This is a genomic window from Pseudonocardia sp. CA-107938 (genome assembly GCF_050936315.1).
Taxonomy (GTDB): Bacteria; Actinomycetota; Actinomycetes; order Mycobacteriales; family Pseudonocardiaceae; genus Pseudonocardia.
Genome location: NZ_JBNJNA010000001.1, coordinates 3,264,916 through 3,284,772, shown reverse-complemented (window position 1 = coordinate 3,284,772; position 19,857 = coordinate 3,264,916). Strand labels below are relative to the sequence as shown.

Genomic DNA, 19,857 nt, shown 5'->3' with positions numbered 1-19,857 from the left:
CACTGTTCGACCATGCTCCGCGAGACCCTGTCACGCTGGTCACGCGGCGCATCGATCATCACCGGCGATCCACCCTCAACCGCGGTTCGCGGAAGTAACCGTGGGGATTTCCGTGGGGCGATCATGGCGGCAGCAAGATCGACACTTGCGACGCAGCCGGGCGCATGCGACATCAACGGCAACGCGTGTCCCCGCCCCAGCGCGCCGGCGTGGGACAGTCATCCCATGACCAGCAGGGAGGACCTGCACCGACTCGTCGACGCGGTCCCGGAGACGCAGCTTCCCGCCCTGGAAAAGATCCTCCGCGCGTGCCTCGTCGAGCCAGGACCTGTCACGCCGCGACTGTTCGTCAGCGACGGCGCCCTCTCCGCGGAGCACGACCTCGCCGAACGCTCCGCAGCCATCGTGCGCGAGGACCCCCCCAGGGGCGTGATCGACGTCGAACCCCGGCGAGCCCACGATCGGTCGCTACGGGAGCAGCGTGAACGCCTCAACGTGGCTCGGCCGCACGACACTGAAGTGACAACGATCCAACGTCGCCACCTCGCGTACCCCCAAGCGCTCGGCGACAGCGATGGCCGTCGCGTCGGTCGTACCCAACGGCATGTCGGCGTACGTCCGCACCAGCTGCGCAGCGCGCCGCAGATCCGCCGCGGTCAGATCGACCAGCTCGAAGTCCCCCTCGGCAACTGCCGTCAAGAACAGCGCCTCGACCTCCGCACCGGACTCGCGAGCGAGCATGTACCCGACCTCGGCGATGACCGTGCCCGGCACCAGCAACGCGTGGCCGGCGAGATGCAGCCCGGTGAACAGCTCGACACACTCGTGGTAGCGATTGTCGCCCTCAAGCGCCGCAGCAACGATCGGACCGGTATCGCAGACGATCACGCCGGACGGCCGAACCCCTCGCGCAGGATCTCTTCCGTGCGGTCAGCCACATCACTGCGCTCCGCGCGCCCGGCACCGAAGAACGCCGGCGGCCACCGCCGCTCCCCCACAGGACGCAGACGGCGACGCACGTCGGCCAGCGCGGCCGGCACGTCCTCGTCCGGCAGCTGCTCCACCAGCTCCCGCAGCTCGTCCCGCTCAGCGCTCATGACACCAGCCTAGCGACCGCCACCCACACGACCAGCTCCGACACGAGCGCCACAGACCACCACTGACGGCTGCGGCACACAGGGCGCGATCGGCGAACACCGCCGAACACAAGTTCAGGAATCGCGCATGGGTTATGAGTCTGACCCTGGCCGATAACGCGCTGACCAGCACAAAGTGGGGCGGGTGGGGTTCGAACCCACGACCTGACGGATTATGAGTCCGCTGCTCTGACCGGCTGAGCTACCGCCCCGGACAGCGTCGGACCCTACCGGAGGGTGCGGCGGTGTCCGGGGCGGCGCCGGTCACTTCACGAGCGGGGCCAGTGCCTTCGCCGCGAGGGCGACCTTGCCGGGCTCGTGGCCGGTCAGCGGCATGTTGATGATGATGCCGTCGATGCCCTTGTCCAGGATGCGCTCCTTGACGTTCGCGGCCACCTCGTCGGGGCTGCCGACGATCTGGCGCGACAGGAGGAGGCGCACGCGCGGGTCGTCGGAGGTGGGGTCGATGCCGTTCCTGACGAAGTAGTCGCGCTGCACCTCCCGGGCCTTGCCGCCGTCCTCGTCGACGACGACGGTGGTGAGGAAGCTGGTCTCCAGGGTGGCCGGGTCGCGGTCGACCTCGGCGCAGCGGGCGGCCAGCGCCTCGAGCTTGCGGGGCAGGTCCGCCGGGTCGCAGATGACGTTCAGGTGCTGCGCGTACCGCGCGGCCAGGCCGAACGTCTTCTTCTCGCCGCTGCCGCCGAGCATGATCGGCAGGTCGTCGCGGTACCGCGGCTCGTTCATGGCGTTCTCGGTGCGGTACCACCGGCCTTCGACGGTAGGGCGCTGCCCGCGCAGCATCGGCTCGATGATCGACAGGGATTCCTCGAGCCGGGCGAACCGGTCGGTGAACGTGCCGAACTCGTACCCGAGCTGCTGGTGCTCCAGCTCGTACCAGCCGGCCCCGATGCCGAGGACGGCCCGCCCGCCGCTGACGACGTCGAGCGTGGTGACGGCCTTCGCCAGCAACGTCGGGTTGCGGTATGTGTTGCCGGTGACCAGCGCGGACAGCTGCACCCGCGATGTGGCGACGGCGAGCGCCGACAACGCCGAGTAGCACTCCAGCATCGGTTGGTCGGGCGTGCCGATGCCGGGCAGTTGGTAGAAGTGGTCCATCACGAACACGGCATCGAAGCCGGCGTCCTCGGCCTCGCGCGCCTGCGCGATCACGGTCGGGAACAGCTCGGCGACGGGCGTGCCGTAGGAGAAGTTGGGGATCTGGTAGCCGAGACGAATGCTCACGCCTCGACGCTATGCCTTCGAGCGCGCTCGAAGGCAAGTGGCGAACGCTCAGTCCCACCAGAACCGCCACGTGTGCGCCCCGACGAGGTCGGCGGCGTAGGTGCGGAGGGGGCGGGGGTCCTCCCAGTCGACGTCGCGGCAGAAGGAGAAGTGCTCGGCGGCGATCCGTTCGGCGTGGTGGGGGGTGCGGGGCGGGGAGGCGACCGACAGCCACAGTGTCGCGGCGTCCACCCGCACGAGGACGGCGCCGAACCGGTCCTCCCAGCTGCGCAGGACGGCGCTCAGGCCGGTCAGGTCGGCGCCGTAGTTGGCCGGCCCGGTCCAGCCGAGCGCGGTGATCACGTCGGCGGGCCGGCCGGCGGGGACGAGTGCGAGGTGGCCGCGCTGCAGCGCGACGGCCGATTCGGCGGTCTCGAGCGGGTTCGGCGACGACCGGGTGCGGGGTGCCAGGCCGGGGAAGGTGCCGAACGGGTCGCGGCAGCCGCACAGCGGGCAGTTGCGCGTCCAGTGCCTGGCGAGGAACTCCTCCGGGTCGACGTCCGGGATCGCGGCGATCGCGGCGGCAGGGTCGTCCGGCGGCTCGACGCGGTTGAGCGCGGTGACCCACACCGGGCAGGCGCCGGTGGACGCGGCCTCGTGCAGCAGCGACGCGTAGGCGGGGTGGCCGTCGAGCCGGTCGCGGCTGACCCGGATGGGGCCGATGGAACGCAGGGGCGGGAGGAACTCGGAGGTGTTCATGGGCGTTTGGACGGAGCCCGCGCCCGTTCGGTTCCCTCTCAGATCGTCCAATCCGCGGCCAGCGCCGCTTCCGCGTCGGCCCGCCCCTGGTCGACGAGCGCCTTCGCGTAGCTGTCGCGGAACAGGACGAGGCTGATCAGCTCGTTGCGGCCGGGACCGTCGCCGAGCGCGTCGATGAGCCGGCCGATGGCCCAGTACTCGTCCCACGGCCCGGACGGGTGGAAGGTGGCGGCGGCGAGCTCGGCCAGCCTGCCGTCCTTCGGGGCAACGACCAGGTGCGGCACGACCTTGGCGCGGGCGCGGCGGTTCTTGCGGCGCAGCGCGCGCAGGTCGTCGCCGAGCGCGTCGGCGAGGATCGCGCGCACCGACAGAGCGGCCAGCGCGGCGAGGTCGGGCGGTGCGTCGACGGGTGTCGGCACGTCGGGCAGGTCGACGGAGTGCCCGCTGATCACCACCAGCCGGTCGACGCCGAGGTCGAGCGCCGCGCGGAACGGCGCGTTGAGCCGCACCCCGCCGTCGACGTGGTAGCCCGCGCCGGGCCCGTCGACGCGGACCGCCGGGAACAGCCCGGGGATCGCCGCCGAGCCCATGAGGTGCTGCAGTGTGATCGGTGTGGCGACGACGTCGATGCCGTCGCCCGTGTCGTCGTCGACCGGCGCCTGCCCCTGCACGAACAGCCGCGACCGGGCGGCGGCGCTGGCGGCCGGGCACACCGTGGTCGCGACGGCGAGCGAGCGCACGAGTTCCGCGTCGATGTTGGCGGCGACCCGTTCGGGGTGGAACAGGTCGGCGGCGCGTTCCTCCAGCGGCGCGACGTCGAGGACCGACGTGACGGGTGGGACGAAGGAGGCGCCGAACAGCCGCGCCCCCAGCGCCGCGGCCGGCGCCGGGCGCAGCAGCGGGTTGCGGAACACCTCGCCGAAGCCGGTCCAGGTGTCGACGATGCGGTCGCCGGCCTCCGCGGCGGGCAGGTCGGCGAACTGTGCGACCAGAGCCGCGGAGATGCCGCCCGAGCTGGTGCCGAGCAGCACCACCGGGCGGCGGCCCTCGGCGGCGAGCGCCGGGAGCAGCACCGACAACGCCCCGGCCTGGTAGGGGCCGCGGGCCGCGGCCCCGGCGAGCACGAGTCCGACCGTCTCCCCCGTCACGACGCCCAGTGTGCGCCCCGAAACTCGGTGGACCGCGTCCGGTCCCGGCGCCACGATGGTCGTCCTCCCAACCAACCCCTGAAAGGGGTGAACCATGTCCATCACGGCTGCCCCGACCGGCGCCACGGTGGCCTCCATACCGACGATCCGAACGACCGACCGGCGGCGCACCGCGTTCCGCCTCGCCCTGCGCTCCTACCTGCGCGAGCTGCGCCGCCACGGCCTGCTCGCCGTGGGTGCGCTGGCACTGCCCGCGCTGGGCAACATCAGCCTCTTCTACCTGCCGCCGCTGGTGGTGGCCGGTCTGGTCACCGACCTGACGGCCGGCGACACCGGCGGGCTGACCTCCGCCGTGCTGCTGTTCGCCGCGGCGATGCTCGGCGGCGAGGCGCTGTACCGGTTGGGCATCCACTGCCTCAACCGGGTCGACGCCTACGGCATCGAGTCCCTGTACGTGCGGGGCATGGACGAGCTGCTGGCGAAGGACGCGGCGTTCTTCCACGAGAACTTCACCGGGTCGCTGACCAAGCGCGTGCTGAGCTACGCGTCCTGCTTCGAGGCATTCGTCGACACCCTCGCGTTCAACGTGTTCGCCAAGGTGCTGCCGCTGACGTTCGCGTCGATCCTGCTGTGGCAGTTCGACCCGCTGCTGGTCGCGGTGCTGGTCGGCACGATCGTCGTCACCGCGGTGCTGGTGGTGCCGCTGATCCGCCGGCGGCAGCTGATCGTCGCCGCGCGCGAGGAGTCGTCGGCGCGGGTGTCCGGGCACGTCGCCGACACCCTGTCCAACATGGACGCCGTGCGCGCGCACGCGTCGGAGCTGCGCGAGGCCGCGGAGCACCGCCGGCGGGTGGCGGACAACCGCGTGCTCGCGCTGCGCTCGTGGGACTACTCGAACCTGCGCATCGACACGCTCATCGCGCCGATGGCGGTGCTCGCCAACGTGCTCGGGCTGGTCGTCGCGATCGGGGTGGCCACCCGCCCCGGCGGGGCCGGCGTCACCGCGGTCGTGGTGGTGTTCGCCTACTTCCTGCAGGCGGCCGGCATCATGTTCGAGTTCAACCAGACCTGGCGCACGCTGGAACGCACCACGACCGAGGCGGCGCAGTTCGCCGAGCTGCTGCTGGACGAGCCGCGCGTGGTCGACGTCGCCGACCCGGAGCCGCTCGCACCGACGGGCGCCGCGGTCCGGTTCGACAAGGTGCACTTCACCCACTCCGGCCAGGACACACCGCTCTTCGACGGGCTGGACCTCGTCATCGGCGACGGCGAGCGGGTCGGCCTCGTCGGGCGCTCCGGCGGCGGCAAGACGACGATCATCCGGCTGCTGCTGCGCCTGATGGACGTGCAGGGCGGGCGGGTGCTGATCGGCGGCCAGGACATCAGCCGGCTGTCGCAGGCGGACCTGCGCAGCCGGATCGCGTACGTGCCGCAGGACCCGGTGATGTTCCACCGCACCCTCGGCGAGAACATCGCGTTCGGCCGGCCGGGCGCCACTGCGGCGCAGGTGCGGGAGGCGGCAGCGGCGGCGCACGTCCTCGACTTCGTCGACGCGCTGCCGGACGGCTTCGACACCCTGGTCGGCGAGCGCGGGGTGAAGCTGTCGGGTGGGCAGCGCCAGCGCGTGGCGATCGCGCGGGCGATCCTGCGCGACGCGGACGTGCTGCTGCTCGACGAGGCCACGAGCGCGCTGGACTCGGAGAGCGAGGCCGTCATCCAACAGTCCGGCGGGTTCCTCGAGGATTGAGCACAACGACCGCCCGGTGATCCGTGATCGCCGGGCGGTCGGCCTCCGGGTGGTCGGTCAGCTGCGCGCTGCGGCGAGGCGCTTGCGGGTGTCGTGCGCGACGCCCTCGGCCTGGCGGGCCACCTCGTGCCCGACGGTGCTGGCGCGGTGGGCGATGTCGTGGCCGAGCTTGGCCGCCTGGGTGCCGACCTGGTCGAGCACGCCGGGCGCCTGCTTCTCGATCTGCTTGCGCTTCTTCGCCGCCGCCTTCTCCCACTGGGCGCGCTTGGCCTCGGCGGCCTTGGCCCATTCGGCGCGGCGCTTGTCGGCCTGCTTCTGCAGGCGGGCCCGCTTCTTGGCGGTCCTCTTCTGCAGCGCTGCCGCCCGCTTCTCGGCGCGCTTGCGCGCCTTGGCGGCGCGGGCCACCCAGTCGTCGGAGATCTCGCCGGAGCGGGCGGACACCTCACCGCCGACGCGGGAGAGCCCGGCACCCGTCTTGGCTGCGCGGTCCGACAGTGCCGCGGCGGCGCCGGAGCCGAGGCCGGTCAGTCCGGCGGCGATGCCGGCGGCACGCTCCCTGGCCTTGGTGGTGTCGGGCGCGCCGATCCGGCCGGTGACCGCGGACCCCGCGCTCCCGGCGACCCCGGTGACGGTCTCACCGACCCCGCCGGCGAGCTCGGCGACGCGCTCGCCCGCGTCGCTGATCGCGGTGACGGCGGAGCCCGCGGCTCGCCGGCCGCGCCACCCCAGCGACGGCTTGCCGGCGGTGTCCGCGCTGGCGATGAGCAGCCCGCCGAGGAGGCTGACGTTCTTGAAGAAGTGGACCTGCTGCTGGGCGCGGACCTGCGGATCGGTCTCCTCCCAGAAGCGGTGCCCGGCCAGCGTCGTCGGGATCAGCGACGCCGCGAGCGCGGTGGACGCGAGCCGGGGTGCCTTGCCGAGCGCCAGCATCGTCCCGGCCGCGATCTTGACCGCGGCATCGACCTTGACGAGGGTCTCGTCGCTCGGGCGCTCGTCGATCGGCGCTACCTCGACGGCCTTGTCGACGGCGGGCGACACCGCGTCCAGCACGGGTCGCGCCGCCTGCACGTGGCCTTCCGGGTTGCGCAGTGCGTTGATTCCACCGGAGATGAAGATGGCCGCCAGCATGGGTCGGGCTACACGACGCAAGAGCATGCGCAGTGCGTTCCCCGCGCCCCAGGTCACCAAACCCTTGATCGATCAATGCGCCGACGGATCATGCGATCGTGGCCGGTACGCGCTCCGCGTCGAGCGCGTAGGCGCTGCAACCCGTCGACGGCCACGCCGTCGGTGGGTCTGGACGTTCACGCCGGTCTCGCAGCGTCGTCCCGGCAGCGACGCCGATGCAGGTCACCAGAACCTTGATCGATCAATGCGACGTGGCATCATGCGATCGTGGCGGGCACAGCGACAGGTGGCAGGACGGCGATCGGGCTGGACGTCGGAGGCACGAAGATCGCCGCTGCGGTCGTCGACGAACGCGGCACGATCCTCAAGGAGCTCACCGAGCCGACGCCCGCGGAGTCGACCGCGGAGGCCGTCACCGCGGTGCTGCAGCGGTTGATCGAGCAGCTGCGCACGGCGCACGACGACGTCGTCGCGATCGGTGTCGGCGCCGCCGGCATCGTCAGGTGGCCCGAGGGCGTGATGCTGTGGGCGCCCAACAACGCCTACCGCGACTGGCCGGTGCGCGCGCAGCTGGAGGAGTTCTCCGGGCTGCCGGTGCGCGTCGACAACGACGCCAACGTCGCCGCGCTGGCCGAGGCCCGGCTGGGCGAGCCGTACCCGAACATGGTGCTGATCACGGTGGGTACGGGCATCGGCGGCGGGCTGGTCTTCGACGACCGCATCTACCGCGGCCCCACCGGCATGGGCGCGGAGCTCGGCCACATCATCCTCAACCCCGACGGGCCGCGCTGCGGCTGCGGCAACCACGGCTGCTTCGAGGCCTACGCCTCGGGCACGGCCCTGGGCCGGATGGCCCGCGAGGCCGCGGAGGACGACCCGGACGGGCTGATCGCGCGGCTGGGCCGCGAGAACGGCGGGGTCACCGGGCACACCGTGCTGCAGGCCGTCGAGCAGGGTGACGAGACGGCGAAGGTGCTCTTCGGCCGGCTCGGGCGCTGGCTGGGCGTGGGCATCGCGTCGTTGGCCAACATCTTCGAGGTCGAGGCCGTCGTGGTCGGCGGTGGCCTGGTCGAGACCGGGGACCTGCTGCTGGGCCCGGCCCGGATCGCGGCCCGCGAGTACGCCTACGCCCCCACCGCCCGCGGCATCGCCCCGATCGTCCCGGCGAGCTTCGGCGGGGCGGCCGGCATGATCGGCGCGGCGCTGCTGGCGATGGACGACAGCTGAGGCTCGTACCTCAGTAGTGTGAGACGCGTGTCACTCGTCCTCGGTCCGGTCCTGCGACACGTCGGCGAGACCACGGCGCAGGTGTGGGTGCAGACGAGCGCCGCGGCCACCGTGACGGTGCTCGGCTCGTCCACCCGGACGTTCGAGGTCGCCGGGCACCACTTCGCCCTCGTCGCCGTCACGGGTCTGCGCCCGGACGCCCGCACCCCCTACACCGTGGAGGTCGACGGCGAGCGGGTCTGGCCGCTGCCGTCGAGCCCGTACCCGCAGAGCGTGATCCCGACGCGCGGGCCGAAGACCGCCGGCCGGGCGCAGCTCGTGTTCGGGTCCTGCCGGTACACGAAGGTGGCCGATCGGCGGCTGTCCCGTCAACTCGGCATCGACGCGCTCGACGCGTACTCCGCGCGCATGGCCCGCGCCCCGGTCGACGAGTGGCCGGAGGCGTTGCTGCTGCTCGGCGACCAGGTCTACGCCGACGAGCTGACCCCGCAGCACCGCAGGCGCGTCGCAACGCGCGGCGACCGCCACCCCGACTGGCCCGACGACGAGATCGTCGGCTTCGACGAGTACGTCGGCCTGTACGCGGACGCGTGGTCGGACCCGGAGATCCGCTGGATCCTCTCGACCGTCCCCACCGCGATGATCTTCGACGACCACGACGTGCGCGACGACTGGAACACGTCGGCGGCCTGGCGCGACGAGATGCGCGCGACGTCGTGGTGGCAGACCCGGATCCGGTCGGCCCTGGCGTCGTACTGGGTGTTCCAGCACCTGGGGAACCTCTCCCCGGAGGCGCTGGCCGCGGACCCCGACTGGCAGCGACTGCGTGAGCACGACGGCGACGCATGGCCGCTGCTGGAGGCACTGGCCGACCGCGCCGACGCTGTGATCGACTCTGCGACCGACGGCGCGAAGGGCGTGCGGTTCAGCTTCCGCTGGGACGTCGGCCGCACCCGCATCGTCATGATCGACTCGCGCAACGGGCGGATCCTCGACGACGGCCAGCACCTGATGCTCGGCGACGGCGAGTTCGACTGGATCGAGCAGCAGGTGAGCGCTTTCGGCGAGGTCGACCACCTCGTCCTCGGCACCTCGCTGCCGTGGCTGCTGCCGCACGCGATCAGCGAGCTGGAGACGGTAAACGAGATCGCCGCCGGCAAGCCGGGCCGGCGCGGACAGCTCGCCGAGCGGGTCCGCCAGGCCGCCGACCTGGAGCACTGGGCCGCCTTCCGCACGTCGTTCGACCGCCTCACCGCGCTGATCGCGCGAGCGGCGTCGGGTGGGGTGGCGTCGGTGTCGGTGCTGTCGGGCGACGTCCACCACAGCTATGCGGCGAAGGCCGAACCCGCCGACGCGGAGCCGGGCGCCGCACCCGTCCACCAGCTGGTGTGCTCGCCGGTGCACAACAAGCTGCAGTGGTTCGTGCCGATCGGGTTCCGGGCCGCGTGGTCGCGCCTGGCCACCCGGCTCACCGACTCCTGGGCCACCCGTGCCGGCGCCCAGCCCAAGCGCGTGACCTGGACGAAGATCGCCGGCCCGTTCTTCGGCAACACCATCGCCACCCTGCGCCTCGACGGCCGCAGCGCCGCGGCCGTGTTCGAACAACCCGTCACCGCCGCATCGCTCGTCGAGCGCACCCGATTGGAGCTCGCCCCGTGATCCGTACCGACCCGGGCCCGATCGCCGGCCAGACCGTGGTGCTGCGGCCGGTCACCGCCGAGCACATCCGGCTGTTCCTGGACATCCTCGGCCATCCGGCGATCGCCGCCTGGTGGGGCGGCTACGACCTGGAACGCGTCCGGCGGGAGCTGCTGGGCCCGCACTGCTACGCGATCGAGCTCGCCGGGGAGGTCGCGGGACTGATCCTCTACCGGGAGGAGACCGACCCCGACCACCGGCACGCCGCGCTCGACCTCGCCCTGCACCCCGACTTCCAGGGCCAGGGCCTGGGCAGCGACGCCCTCCGCGCGCTGGCCCGGTTCCTCTTCGCGAACGGGCACCACCGCGTCACCATCGACCCGGCGGCCACCAACACCCGTGCGGTGCGCAGCTGCGCGCGGGCCGGGTTCCGCGAGGTCGGGGTCATGCGCGCCTACGAACGCGGCGCCGACGGGAGCTGGCACGACGGGGTGCTCATGGACCTGGTGGTCGACGACCTGATCTGAACGCCGCTCACGCACAGCGTCGTGCGCCCGCGCACACGTTCGGGCGTGTGCGTCGGCGCATCACGGTGTGCGTGAGCCGCCTGGTGCGACTGCGAGCGCCGCGAGGCCGCCCACCAGCAGCTCCAGCCCGAACCGGAACCGCTCGACGTCGCTGCCGGTGGTGAGGAGGGCGGCGAGCGACGCCGAGACCGGGAACCGGTCGGCCGGCAGACCCGCGAAGTACTCCTCGTACCGCCGGTAGAAGGCGGGGTCCTTGGCCGCGTCCTCGCGCGTGGCGTCCTCGACGGCCCGGACGGTGACGAAGCCGCCCACGACGTCGACCGCCCACGCCACGGCGCGGTCGGGCACCCCACCTAGGCGCAGCAGGGTCATCGTGAGGTCCGCGAGGCGCATCGAGTTCGGGCCGACCGGGACGTGCCCGATCGCGAAGCGGGCGATGTCGCCGTAGCGCAGCATCGTCGCGTGGGAGTCGACCCACAGCTGGGTGACCTGCTCGCGCCACCGGGCCGGGTCCGGCTCGGGCAGCGGGATCTCGCCGGCGACCTCGTCGAAGAGCACCTCCAGCAGCTCGTCCTTGTGGGCGACGTGGGCGTAGAGCGACGCCGGCCCGGTGTCGAGCTCGGTGGCGATCCGCCGCATCGACAGCGCGTCCATGCCTTCCTTGCGCACGACGCGCAGCCCCGCCTCGATGATCGCCGCCCGGGAGAGGCCGTGCCGGCGCATCGGCTTGCGCGGGGTCCACCAGGCGGGTTCGGCGGGGTCGCGGTCGGTCATGGGCAGAGGGTAACCCGCAACGAACGCCATTCGCTAGCGAACGCCGTTTGACAGTGCGACGACCCCGGTGTAGAACATCGTTCGTCAACGAACAGCGTTCCACAGGAGCCGGACATGAGCACCGCACCTTCCGCCGCCGTCGCGGCGCCCCCCGACCCCGCGAGCCCCTACCGCTGGCGCTGGCTCGCCCTCGTCGCGATCCTCGGCGCCGAGATCATGGACCTGCTCGACGCCACCGTCGTCGGCATCGCCGCCCCCTCCATCCGCGCCGACCTGGGCGGCGACGGCGCCACCATCCAGTGGATCGCCGCCGGCTACACGCTCGCGTTCGCCGTCGGGCTCATCACCGGCGGGCGGCTCGGCGACCTCTACGGACGCCGCCGGATGTTCCTCGTCGGCCTGGTCGGGTTCGTCGTCAGCTCCGCACTGTGCGGGTTCGCCGGCTCACCGGAGATGCTCATCACCAGCCGCGTGCTGCAGGGGCTCTTCGGCGCCCTGCTCATCCCGCAGGGCTTCGGGATCATCAAGGCGACCTTTCCCGAGACCGAGCTGCCGAAGGTGTTCGGCGTGTTCGGGCCGGTCATGGGGCTCGCCGCGGTCGCCGGCCCCGTCGTCGCGGGCGCGCTGATCGCCTGGAACCCGGCCGGCGCCGACTGGCGCACCGTCTTCCTCATCAACGTGCCCGTCGGGCTGGCCGCGTTCGTCCTCGCCGCGAAGGTGCTGCCGGAGTCGCGCGCGGAGGGCAGCCCGCGCCCGGACCCGCTCGGGTTCGTGCTGGTCAGCATCGGTCTGGCGCTGCTCGTCTACCCGCTCGTCGAGGGCCGCGAGCTGGGCTGGCCGACCTGGACCATCGCGATGATGGTGGTGTCCGTTCCGGTGCTCGCGATCTTCGGCGTGCACCAGGTGCGTCGCTCGCGCGCCGGGCGGGCGCCGCTGGTCGAGCCGGGGCTGTTCCGTAGCCGCGCCTTCACCGGCGGGCTCGTGCTGGGCCTGGTGCTCTTCGGCTCGCTGACCGGGCTCGCGTTCGCGCTCGGCCTGCACCTGCAGCTCACGCTCGGCTTCACCCCGCTGCAGGCCGGCCTGGTGCAGGCGCCCTGGGCGTTCGGCATCGCTGTGGGCGCCACCCTCGCCGGTGCCTGGCTCGGGCCGAAGCTGGGGCGGCTGTGCATCCAGATCGGCGCGGTCGTCACGGTGGCCGGGATCGCCGGGACGATCGCGACGTTCACCGCCACCGGCGCCGGCCTGCACGGCTGGGAGCTGGCCCCGGCGCTGCTCGTCACCGGCATCGGCGTCGGCATGGCGATGACCCCGTTCTTCGACATCACCCTCGCCGGCGTCGAGCTGGACATGGTCGGCTCCGCGTCGGGCGTGCTCAACGCCAACCAGCAGCTGGGCGCCACCGCCGGCACGGCCGTGCTGGGCACGGTGTTCTTCGGGCTGCTGGAGGCCGGCGACGCGCCCGGCGCGGTGACCGTGGTCCTGTGGCTCGCCGCCGCGCTCATGGCCGGCTCGGTCGTGCTGGCCTGGCTGCTGCCGAGGCGGGCCCGCGAAGAGGAGGTCCCCGTCTGACGGTCGACGTCACACAGCGCGCGGCCACCTCACACAGGGTGCAACCTGTGTGAGGTGGCCGCCGGCTGGGTGACGTCAGAAGCCGGTGCGCTCCAGCCAGTGCTCCCACACCGTCGCGTCGCCCAGCACCTCGACGCCCTCCCGGGAGCGGCGCATCACCGCCAGCAGGAGGTTCGCCGCCGGGCCGCGGACGGCCGCGTCGGCCTTCTCGTGCCCGTGCTCCCATTCCAGCCCGGCCGCGGTGCCGCGCAGCACCCACTCCCCTGCCTCGCCGAGACCGTCGTCGGTGGCGTGCAGGTGCAGCGTCACGCCCTCCGGCAACGGGCTCTCCGGACGGGCCGTGAGCAGCCCGAACCACTCGGAGACGCCGTCGGCGGCCACGTCCGGCGCGATCTCGTACGGGACGCCGAGTGCGAGGGCGGCGTCGCCGCGGTGCACGGTCTGCTCGTGCAGGCGCCGCCGGATCCACCACGACGCGGGCTTCGGGCCCGTGAACGTCCAGACCGCGGTGTCGCCCCCGACCTCCGCGACGGCGTCGAGGATCGCCTGCGCCCCGCCGCGCACCCAGTCCTGCTCGGCGTCGCGGTCGTCGGGCTGCTCGCCGCCGGCCACGTCGCGCGGGTTGACGTACGCGTCGGCGCGGGTGCGCACGATCGTGGCGGCCCACCGGTCGCCGCGCGCGATGTGGGCAGCCAGCTTCCGGATCGTCCAGCCCGGGCACGTCGGGATCGGCACGGCGGGGTCCGCACCGCGGATGACCTGGGCGAACGCGGCGTTCTCGGAGACCAGCAGCGTTGAGTGATCCACGCCTGCACGGTAGCGCCGCATCACGCTCCGGTGTGAGTCCTACCCCGAATGATTGACGGTGCACCAGATCGGGTAGGAACTCGCCATGCGGCGTGACGCCCGGGAGTGGTCGATCCCCGATCCGTTGCGTGCCCTGCTCTGGTGGCCGCCCGTCTCACTGGCCATCGGCATCGTGGCGCCGGATGCCGCGGTCGTCGCCATCATCGTGGCCGGTTTCGTGCTGGCGCTGGCCGGTGTGCTGGTGCACACGGTCGGCACGCGGCTGCGCCGGCGTCCCGCGCCCCAGGTGACGCAGGCGAGCGAGCCGGCCGAGCTCGACGCCGCTGCCTGACCCTTCCCCGATGTGACGTCCGACGGCATCACTTGCACGTCCGATACTAGGACATCAAACTAAATCGCATGGCAGAGCTGCACGTGCCCGCGCACCCGGTCCGGTTCGTCACCGCGGCCAGCCTCTTCGACGGCCACGACGCCGCGATCAACATCATGCGGCGCATCCTGCAACGTCAGGGCGCCGAGGTGATCCACCTCGGGCACAACCGCTCCGTCGACGAGGTGGTGAACGCCGCCGTCCAGGAGGACGTGCAGGGCGTTGCCATCTCCTCCTACCAGGGCGGCCACGTCGAGTACTTCACCTACCTGGTGGAGCTGCTGCGCGAGCGCGGCGCCGGGCACGTCAAGGTGTACGGCGGCGGGGGCGGGGTGATCGTGCCGCGCGAGATCGAGCTGCTGCACTCCCGCGGGGTGGCGCGCATCTTCTCCCCCGAGGACGGCCAGAAGCTCGGACTCCCCGGAATGATCAACATCATGATCCGGGAGTGCGACGTCGACCTGACGGCGACCGCACCCGCCTCGTTCGACGGCCTCTACACCGGCGAGCAGGCCGTACTGGCCCGTGCGCTCACCCTCGCCGAGACCGGCAAGCTCCCGGACGGGCTCGACCTGACCCCGCGCCGCGACGTGCCGGTGCTGGGCATCACGGGCACGGGCGGCTCCGGCAAGTCCTCCCTCACCGACGAGCTGGTGCGCCGCTTCCGGCTCGACCAGGAGGACAAGCTCCGCATCGCCGTGCTCGCGGTGGACCCGACCCGGCGCAAGGGCGGTGGCGCGCTGCTCGGCGACCGCATCCGCATGAACTCCCTCGGCGAGCGCGTGTTCTTCCGTTCCATGGCGACCCGCGGGAACGACGGGAACCTCCCCGAGCAGCTGGCTGACGCCATCGCCGTGCTCAAGGCGGCCGACTTCGACCTGGTGATCGTCGAGACGCCCGGCATCGGGCAGGGCGACGCCGGCATCGTCCCGTTCGTCGACCACTCGCTGTACGTGATGACGCCGGAGTTCGGCGCCGCGTCGCAGCTCGAGAAGATCGACATGCTGGACTTCGCCGACGTCGTCGCGATCAACAAGTTCGAGCGCCGCGGCGCCGAGGACGCCCGCCGGGACGTGAGCCGCCAGCTCGTCCGCAACCGCGACGCGTTCGGGCAGAGCTGGGAGGACATGCCGGTCTACGGCACCAGCGCCGCGACGTTCAACGACGACGGCGTCACCGCGCTCTACCAGCACCTGCGCAGGCTCCTCCTCGGCGACGACGTCCAGGGTCGGCTGCCGCACGTCGAGCGCAAGACCTCCGCGCCGCACGCCGCGGTGCTCCCGCCGAACCGCACCCGCTACCTCGCCGACATCGCCGAGACCGTGCGCGGCTACCACGAGGCGACCGAGCGCGCCGTTGCCGCCGCGCGCACCCGCCAGCACCTGCGCACCGCGCGGGAGCTGGTCGGGGAGGCCGTCGACCCGGCGCTCGCGGAGGCGGAGAAGGCGCTGCCCGCCGACGCGGCCGAGCTGCTGGACACGTGGCCGCAGGTTGTCGAGGACTACTCCGGCGACGAGATGGTGGTGCAGGTCCGCGACAAGCAGCTCCGCACGCAGCTCACCCGCGAGACCCTCTCCGGGAGCAAGGTGCGCCGGGTCGCGCTGCCCACCGTCACCGAGGACGCCGACCTGCTGCGGTTCCTCCGCAAGGAGAACCTGCCGGGCCGCTTCCCGTTCACGGCGGGCGTGTTCGCGTTCAAGCGGGAGGGCGAGGACCCGGCCCGCATGTTCGCCGGCGAGGGCGACGCGTTCCGCACCAACCGGCGCTTCCGCATCCTCTCCGAGCACTCCGACGCCAAGCGCCTCTCGACGGCGTTCGACTCGGTCACCCTCTACGGCCGCGACCCCGACACCCGCCCCGACGTCTACGGCAAGGTCGGCACCTCGGGCGTCTCGATCGCGACGCTCGACGACATGAAGGTGCTCTACAGCGGCTTCGACCTCACCTCGCCCACCACGTCGGTCTCGATGACGATCAATGGGCCGGCGCCGACGATCCTCGCCTACTACCTCAACACCGCCGTCGACCAGACGATCGACCGGTTCCGCGAGGAGGAGGGCCGCGAGCCCGACCAGGCCGAGCGCGAGCAGCTGGAGGCGTTCACCTACGCCAACGTGCGCGGCACGGTGCAGGCCGACATCCTCAAGGAGGACCAGGGCCAGAACACCTGCATCTTCTCCACCGAGTTCAGCCTGCGGATGATGGCCGACATCCAGGAGTGGTTCATCCGCCACAAGGTGCGCAACTTCTACTCGGTGTCGATCTCCGGCTACCACATCGCCGAGGCCGGGGCGAACCCGATCAGCCAGCTCGCCTTCACGCTCGCCAACGGGTTCACCTACGTCGAGTCGTACCTGGCGCGCGGCATGGCCATCGACGACTTCGCGCCCAACCTGTCGTTCTTCTTCTCCAACGGCATGGACGCCGAGTACTCCGTGATCGGGCGGGTCGCGCGGCGGATCTGGGCCGTCGCGATGAAGGAGCGCTACGGCGCGAACGAGCGGTCGCAGAAGCTAAAGTACCACGTGCAGACGTCGGGACGGTCGCTGCACGCGCAGGAGATGAACTTCAACGACATCCGCACCACGCTGCAGGCGCTGTGCGCGCTCTACGACAACGCGAACTCGCTGCACACCAACGCCTACGACGAGGCCGTCACGACACCGACGGAGGAGTCGGTGCGCCGCGCGATGGCCATCCAGCTGATCATCAACCGCGAGTGGGGTCTCTCGATGAACGAGAACCCGCTGCAGGGCTCGTTCGTGATCGACGAGCTGACCGACCTCGTCGAGGAGGCGGTGCTGGCGGAGTTCGACCGGATCGCCGAGCGCGGCGGCGTGCTGGGCGCGATGGAGACCGGCTACCAGCGCGGCAAGATCCAGGACGAGTCGATGCTCTACGAGCACCGCAAGCACGAGGGCACGCTGCCGATCATCGGCGTCAACACGTTCACCAAGCCGGAGAGCGACGAGGCACCGCAGGAGATCGAGCTGGCCCGTGCGACGGAGGCGGAGAAGCAGAGCCAGCTCGACCGGCTCGCCGACTTCCAGTCCCGCCACAGCACCGAGGCCAAGGCCGCGATCCGCCGGCTCCAGGACGTCGCGACGGGCGAGGGCAACGTCTTCGACGAGCTGATGCGGGCCGCACGGGTGTGCTCGCTGGGTCAGCTCACCGAGGCGTTCTTCGAGGTGGGCGGGCAGTACCGGCGCAACATGTGATTCCGGGATTACGCTGCGGACCATGTCGCGGGTCAACGACGTGGGCGGGCAGTCGGGCTTCGGGTCGATCGTCGTCGAACCGGACGAGCCCCCGTTCCACGCCGACTGGGAGGCGCGGGTGTACGCCCTCAACGTCGCGATGCTGCGGAAGGGCGTCTACAACCTCGACCAGTTCCGCGACGCGATCGAGCGGATGCCGCCCGCGGCGTACCTCGCCGCCTCGTACTACGAGCGCTGGCTGTTCGCCGTCGAGACGTTGACGGCCGATGCCTGAGCCGCGGTTCGCGCTCGGCGACCGGGTGCGCGCCCGGCCGGTGGATCCGGCGCACCACACCCGGGTCCCGCGCTACGCCCGCGGGCACGTCGGTGAGGTCGTCGAGGTGCAGGGCACCTGGCCGCTCGCGGACGAGCGTGCGCAGGGGATCAGCGATCCGCGGATCGAGCCGGTCTACACGGTCCGGTTCCCGGCCGAGCAGCTCTTCGGTTCGTCGGGCGGGCACTGGGTGCAGGTGGAGTTGTGGGAGTCCTACCTGGAGGCCGCGTCATGAGTGGGCACCACTCGAGCTCGGAGATCGCCGTACGGGTGCGCCGGCTGGAGGAGCGCCTGATCGACGCCGGGCTGACCGACGACGCCCAGCTCGACGGCATCATCGGGCAGATCCTGTCGGGGTCGCCGGCGAACGGCGCCCGCGTCGTGGCCCGTGCCTGGGTCGATCCGGCGTTCCGCCAGCGGCTGCTGGCCGACGCGAACTCCGCGCTCGGCGAGCTCGGGCTCTCGATGAGCACCGGCCCGCAGACGCAGCGGCTCACCGTCGTGGAGAACACCCCGACGACGCACAACGTGCTCGTCTGCACGCTGTGCTCGTGCTACCCGATCGGGCTGCTCGGGCCGTCGCCGTCCTGGTACAAGAGCGAGGCGTACCGGGCGCGCGTCGTGCGGGAGCCACGCGCGGTGCTCGCCGAGTTCGGCCTCACGCTGCCCGCCGACACGGAGATCGTCGTGCACGACACCAGCGCCGAGAGCCGGCACATGGTGCTCCCGATGCGCCCGGCCGGCACCGCCGGGCTGGCCGAGGCGGAGCTCGCGGCGCTGGTCACCCGCGAGGGGCTGATCGGGACCGCCGCGGTCTGAGACCCTCGCGACCGTGCTGCCGCCCGACCTCTTCCGCGACCAACCCGTGCAGATCGGGGAAAGGGTGCGGCTGGAGCCCCTCACCGAGGCCGTGTTGGTCGACTACCTGGCGATGCTCGCCGACCCCGAGCTCGGCCGGTTGACCGGTTCGGCGGAGCAGCACGCGCCGGAGCGGATCCGGGAGTGGCTCGCGACGCGCGCCGCCCAGGTCGATCGCGTGGACTGGGCGGCGATCCGCATCGCCGACGGCGCGTTCCTCGGCGAGGCCGTGCTGAACCAGTACGACCCGGCCAACGCGTGGTGCAACTTCCGCATCGCGCTGGCCGCCGGCCACCTCGGCCAGGGCTACGGCACCGAGATCACCCGGCTCACCCTCGACCACGGCTTCGCGGCGGGGCTGCACCGGATCTCGCTGACGGTGTTCGCGTTCAACCCGCGGGCCAGGCGCGTCTACGAGAAGTGCGGGTTCCGGGTGGAGGGCCGCAGCCGCGAGGTGCTGTGGTGGGACGGTGGCTGGCACGACGAGTACGTCATGGGCGTGCTGGCCACCGACCCGCGGTGACTCAGCCGGGTGATCCGGCGGTGCAGACGAACCTGCGGTCCGGCTGCCCCTCCAGCCCGTTCGCCACCATGTTCCAGACGTTGGTGTCATAGGCCTCGCCGATGTGCCCGACGGGGTCGAGCGGGCAGAAGTCCTGCACGTACTGGTTCACCACGCCGGGTTCGCGCACGAACGACGTCTCGGTGGGGGTGACGAGCTCGTCGTAGCGCGAGGTGAGGACGGTGTAGTGGACGCCCTCCTGGGCGATCGGCCCGTCCTCGATCTTCGTGATCGCCGAGCCGCCCTTGGTGAGCTGGGTGCACGGGACGCAGCCGAAGAGCCGCAGCACCTGGTCGACGCCGTTCTTGGCGCCGAGCAGGTTCGCGAGCGTGATCAGGTTGGCGAACGAGGTGCCGTGCGTGGGCGGTGCGATCGCGACGACGTTGCCGATGTCGCCCGCGATGCCCTGGGTCTTGGTGACGTACAGCGACTGGAAGCCGCCCTCGGAGTGGCCGACGAGGTCGACCTTCTCCGCGCCCGTCCACTGCCGGACCTGCCGCACGTAGGCGGCGATCTCCGCGGCCGACTCGTCGATGTCGCGCAGACCCCCGACGAACGGGAAGCCGGGGTACGCCCCGTAGGTCGATGCGAAGGTGCAGTAGCCGCGCGCGGCGAGCCAGCCCTGCAGGACGTTGAGGTCCTCGTAGTATGTGGCGCCGAGTCCGTGCAGGAGCACCACCGGATTGGGGTGAGCCGATCCTGGCGTGCACGCCGGGTCGTTGACCCCGCCTCCGGTCGGCGCAGCGGAGGCCTGGCCCGCCCCGACCGCGAGCCAGACCACCGCAACGATCAGTGCAAGTACTCGACCCGACCATGAACGCATGGCGTCCGACCCCCGTCATCAGCGACGATACC

20 protein-coding genes and 1 tRNA gene are annotated in these 19,857 nt (G+C 72.0%); 11 read left to right on the top strand and 10 right to left on the bottom strand.

Annotated elements, in window-relative coordinates; all coding sequences use genetic code 11:
- Positions 1 to 468 precede the first annotated feature (468 nt).
- From ACQEVB_RS16390 to ACQEVB_RS16365, 6 genes are all read right to left on the bottom strand, one after another.
- Complete coding sequence (locus ACQEVB_RS16390; protein WP_432971540.1) at positions 469 to 888, bottom strand: type II toxin-antitoxin system VapC family toxin; 420 nt, start codon at positions 886 to 888, stop codon at positions 469 to 471.
- Positions 885 to 1,097 (bottom strand): hypothetical protein, encoded by a 213-nt coding sequence (locus ACQEVB_RS16385; protein ID WP_432971537.1) that lies wholly within the window; start codon positions 1,095 to 1,097, stop codon positions 885 to 887. The genes ACQEVB_RS16390 and ACQEVB_RS16385 overlap by 4 nt, the downstream gene beginning before the upstream one ends.
- Before the next feature lie 176 nt (positions 1,098 to 1,273).
- Positions 1,274 to 1,348 (bottom strand) — tRNA-Ile (locus tag ACQEVB_RS16380).
- A gap of 52 nt (positions 1,349 to 1,400) precedes the next feature.
- Positions 1,401 to 2,378 carry an LLM class F420-dependent oxidoreductase gene (locus tag ACQEVB_RS16375; RefSeq protein WP_432971534.1) on the bottom strand — a complete coding sequence of 326 codons (978 nt, stop codon included), beginning with the start codon at positions 2,376 to 2,378 and terminating at the stop codon, positions 1,401 to 1,403.
- Between the two features lie 48 nt (positions 2,379 to 2,426).
- Entirely contained in the window at positions 2,427 to 3,116 is a 690-nt protein-coding gene (locus ACQEVB_RS16370) for a DUF4253 domain-containing protein (protein WP_432971531.1), read from the bottom strand.
- A 38-nt stretch (positions 3,117 to 3,154) separates the two neighbouring features.
- A complete protein-coding gene (locus tag ACQEVB_RS16365) occupies positions 3,155 to 4,264 on the bottom strand; it encodes a patatin-like phospholipase family protein (protein ID WP_432971528.1) in 1,110 nt (369 codons plus the stop codon).
- A gap of 94 nt (positions 4,265 to 4,358) precedes the next feature.
- Here ACQEVB_RS16365 and ACQEVB_RS16360 point away from each other — a divergent pair, with 94 nt between their 5' ends.
- A complete protein-coding gene (locus ACQEVB_RS16360; RefSeq protein WP_432971525.1) occupies positions 4,359 to 6,011 on the top strand; it encodes an ABC transporter ATP-binding protein in 1,653 nt (550 codons plus the stop codon).
- Positions 6,012 to 6,068: 57 nt separating this feature from the next.
- Here the strand turns inward: ACQEVB_RS16360 and ACQEVB_RS16355 are convergent, their stop codons facing one another.
- On the bottom strand, positions 6,069 to 7,139 hold the full coding sequence (locus ACQEVB_RS16355) for a DoxX family protein (protein WP_432971522.1): 1,071 nt from the start codon (positions 7,137 to 7,139) through the stop codon (positions 6,069 to 6,071).
- Between the two features lie 267 nt (positions 7,140 to 7,406).
- On the opposite strand from ACQEVB_RS16355, the gene ACQEVB_RS16350 reads away from it, so the two are divergent.
- The 3 genes from ACQEVB_RS16350 to ACQEVB_RS16340 are packed head-to-tail and all read left to right on the top strand — an operon-like array spanning position 7,407 to position 10,531.
- The gene (locus ACQEVB_RS16350; protein WP_432971519.1) at positions 7,407 to 8,366 is read left to right on the top strand and encodes an ROK family protein; all 960 of its coding nucleotides are present in this window, start codon (positions 7,407 to 7,409) and stop codon (positions 8,364 to 8,366) included.
- A 27-nt stretch (positions 8,367 to 8,393) separates the two neighbouring features.
- Entirely contained in the window at positions 8,394 to 10,025 is a 1,632-nt protein-coding gene (locus ACQEVB_RS16345) for an alkaline phosphatase D family protein (protein WP_432971516.1), read from the top strand.
- A gap of 20 nt (positions 10,026 to 10,045) precedes the next feature.
- On the top strand, positions 10,046 to 10,531 hold the full coding sequence (locus ACQEVB_RS16340) for a GNAT family N-acetyltransferase (RefSeq protein WP_432980391.1): 486 nt from the start codon (positions 10,046 to 10,048) through the stop codon (positions 10,529 to 10,531).
- 60 nt (positions 10,532 to 10,591) lie between these two features.
- Here the strand turns inward: ACQEVB_RS16340 and ACQEVB_RS16335 are convergent, their stop codons facing one another.
- Positions 10,592 to 11,305: a TetR/AcrR family transcriptional regulator gene (locus ACQEVB_RS16335; RefSeq protein ID WP_432971513.1), complete on the bottom strand. Its 714-nt coding sequence runs from the start codon at positions 11,303 to 11,305 to the stop codon at positions 10,592 to 10,594.
- Positions 11,306 to 11,419: 114 nt separating this feature from the next.
- Between ACQEVB_RS16335 and ACQEVB_RS16330 the strand changes: the two genes are divergently transcribed.
- Positions 11,420 to 12,874: a DHA2 family efflux MFS transporter permease subunit gene (locus ACQEVB_RS16330; RefSeq protein WP_432971510.1), complete on the top strand. Its 1,455-nt coding sequence runs from the start codon at positions 11,420 to 11,422 to the stop codon at positions 12,872 to 12,874.
- A 75-nt stretch (positions 12,875 to 12,949) separates the two neighbouring features.
- On the opposite strand, the gene ACQEVB_RS16325 is transcribed toward ACQEVB_RS16330, so the two are convergent.
- Entirely contained in the window at positions 12,950 to 13,681 is a 732-nt protein-coding gene (locus ACQEVB_RS16325) for a maleylpyruvate isomerase family mycothiol-dependent enzyme (RefSeq protein ID WP_432971507.1), read from the bottom strand.
- A gap of 85 nt (positions 13,682 to 13,766) precedes the next feature.
- Between ACQEVB_RS16325 and ACQEVB_RS16320 the strand changes: the two genes are divergently transcribed.
- The 6 genes from ACQEVB_RS16320 (at position 13,767) to ACQEVB_RS16295 (ending at position 18,963) form a co-directional block, all read left to right on the top strand.
- The gene (locus ACQEVB_RS16320) at positions 13,767 to 14,012 is read left to right on the top strand and encodes a hypothetical protein (protein ID WP_432971504.1); all 246 of its coding nucleotides are present in this window, start codon (positions 13,767 to 13,769) and stop codon (positions 14,010 to 14,012) included.
- A 68-nt stretch (positions 14,013 to 14,080) separates the two neighbouring features.
- On the top strand, positions 14,081 to 17,269 hold the full coding sequence (icmF, locus tag ACQEVB_RS16315) for a fused isobutyryl-CoA mutase/GTPase IcmF (RefSeq protein ID WP_432971501.1): 3,189 nt from the start codon (positions 14,081 to 14,083) through the stop codon (positions 17,267 to 17,269).
- A 22-nt stretch (positions 17,270 to 17,291) separates the two neighbouring features.
- Positions 17,292 to 17,543 (top strand): hypothetical protein, encoded by a 252-nt coding sequence (locus tag ACQEVB_RS16310; protein ID WP_432971498.1) that lies wholly within the window; start codon positions 17,292 to 17,294, stop codon positions 17,541 to 17,543.
- A complete protein-coding gene (locus ACQEVB_RS16305) occupies positions 17,536 to 17,817 on the top strand; it encodes an SH3-like domain-containing protein (RefSeq protein ID WP_432971495.1) in 282 nt (93 codons plus the stop codon). Before ACQEVB_RS16310 ends, ACQEVB_RS16305 begins: the two co-directional genes overlap by 8 nt.
- Complete coding sequence (locus ACQEVB_RS16300; RefSeq protein ID WP_432971492.1) at positions 17,814 to 18,401, top strand: nitrile hydratase subunit alpha; 588 nt, start codon at positions 17,814 to 17,816, stop codon at positions 18,399 to 18,401. Before ACQEVB_RS16305 ends, ACQEVB_RS16300 begins: the two co-directional genes overlap by 4 nt.
- 13 nt (positions 18,402 to 18,414) lie before the next feature.
- Entirely contained in the window at positions 18,415 to 18,963 is a 549-nt protein-coding gene (locus ACQEVB_RS16295; protein WP_432971489.1) for a GNAT family N-acetyltransferase, read from the top strand.
- A 1-nt stretch (position 18,964) separates the two neighbouring features.
- Here the strand turns inward: ACQEVB_RS16295 and ACQEVB_RS16290 are convergent, their stop codons facing one another.
- Entirely contained in the window at positions 18,965 to 19,678 is a 714-nt protein-coding gene (locus ACQEVB_RS16290; protein WP_432971486.1) for an esterase/lipase family protein, read from the bottom strand.
- Positions 19,679 to 19,857: the final 179 nt, after the last annotated feature.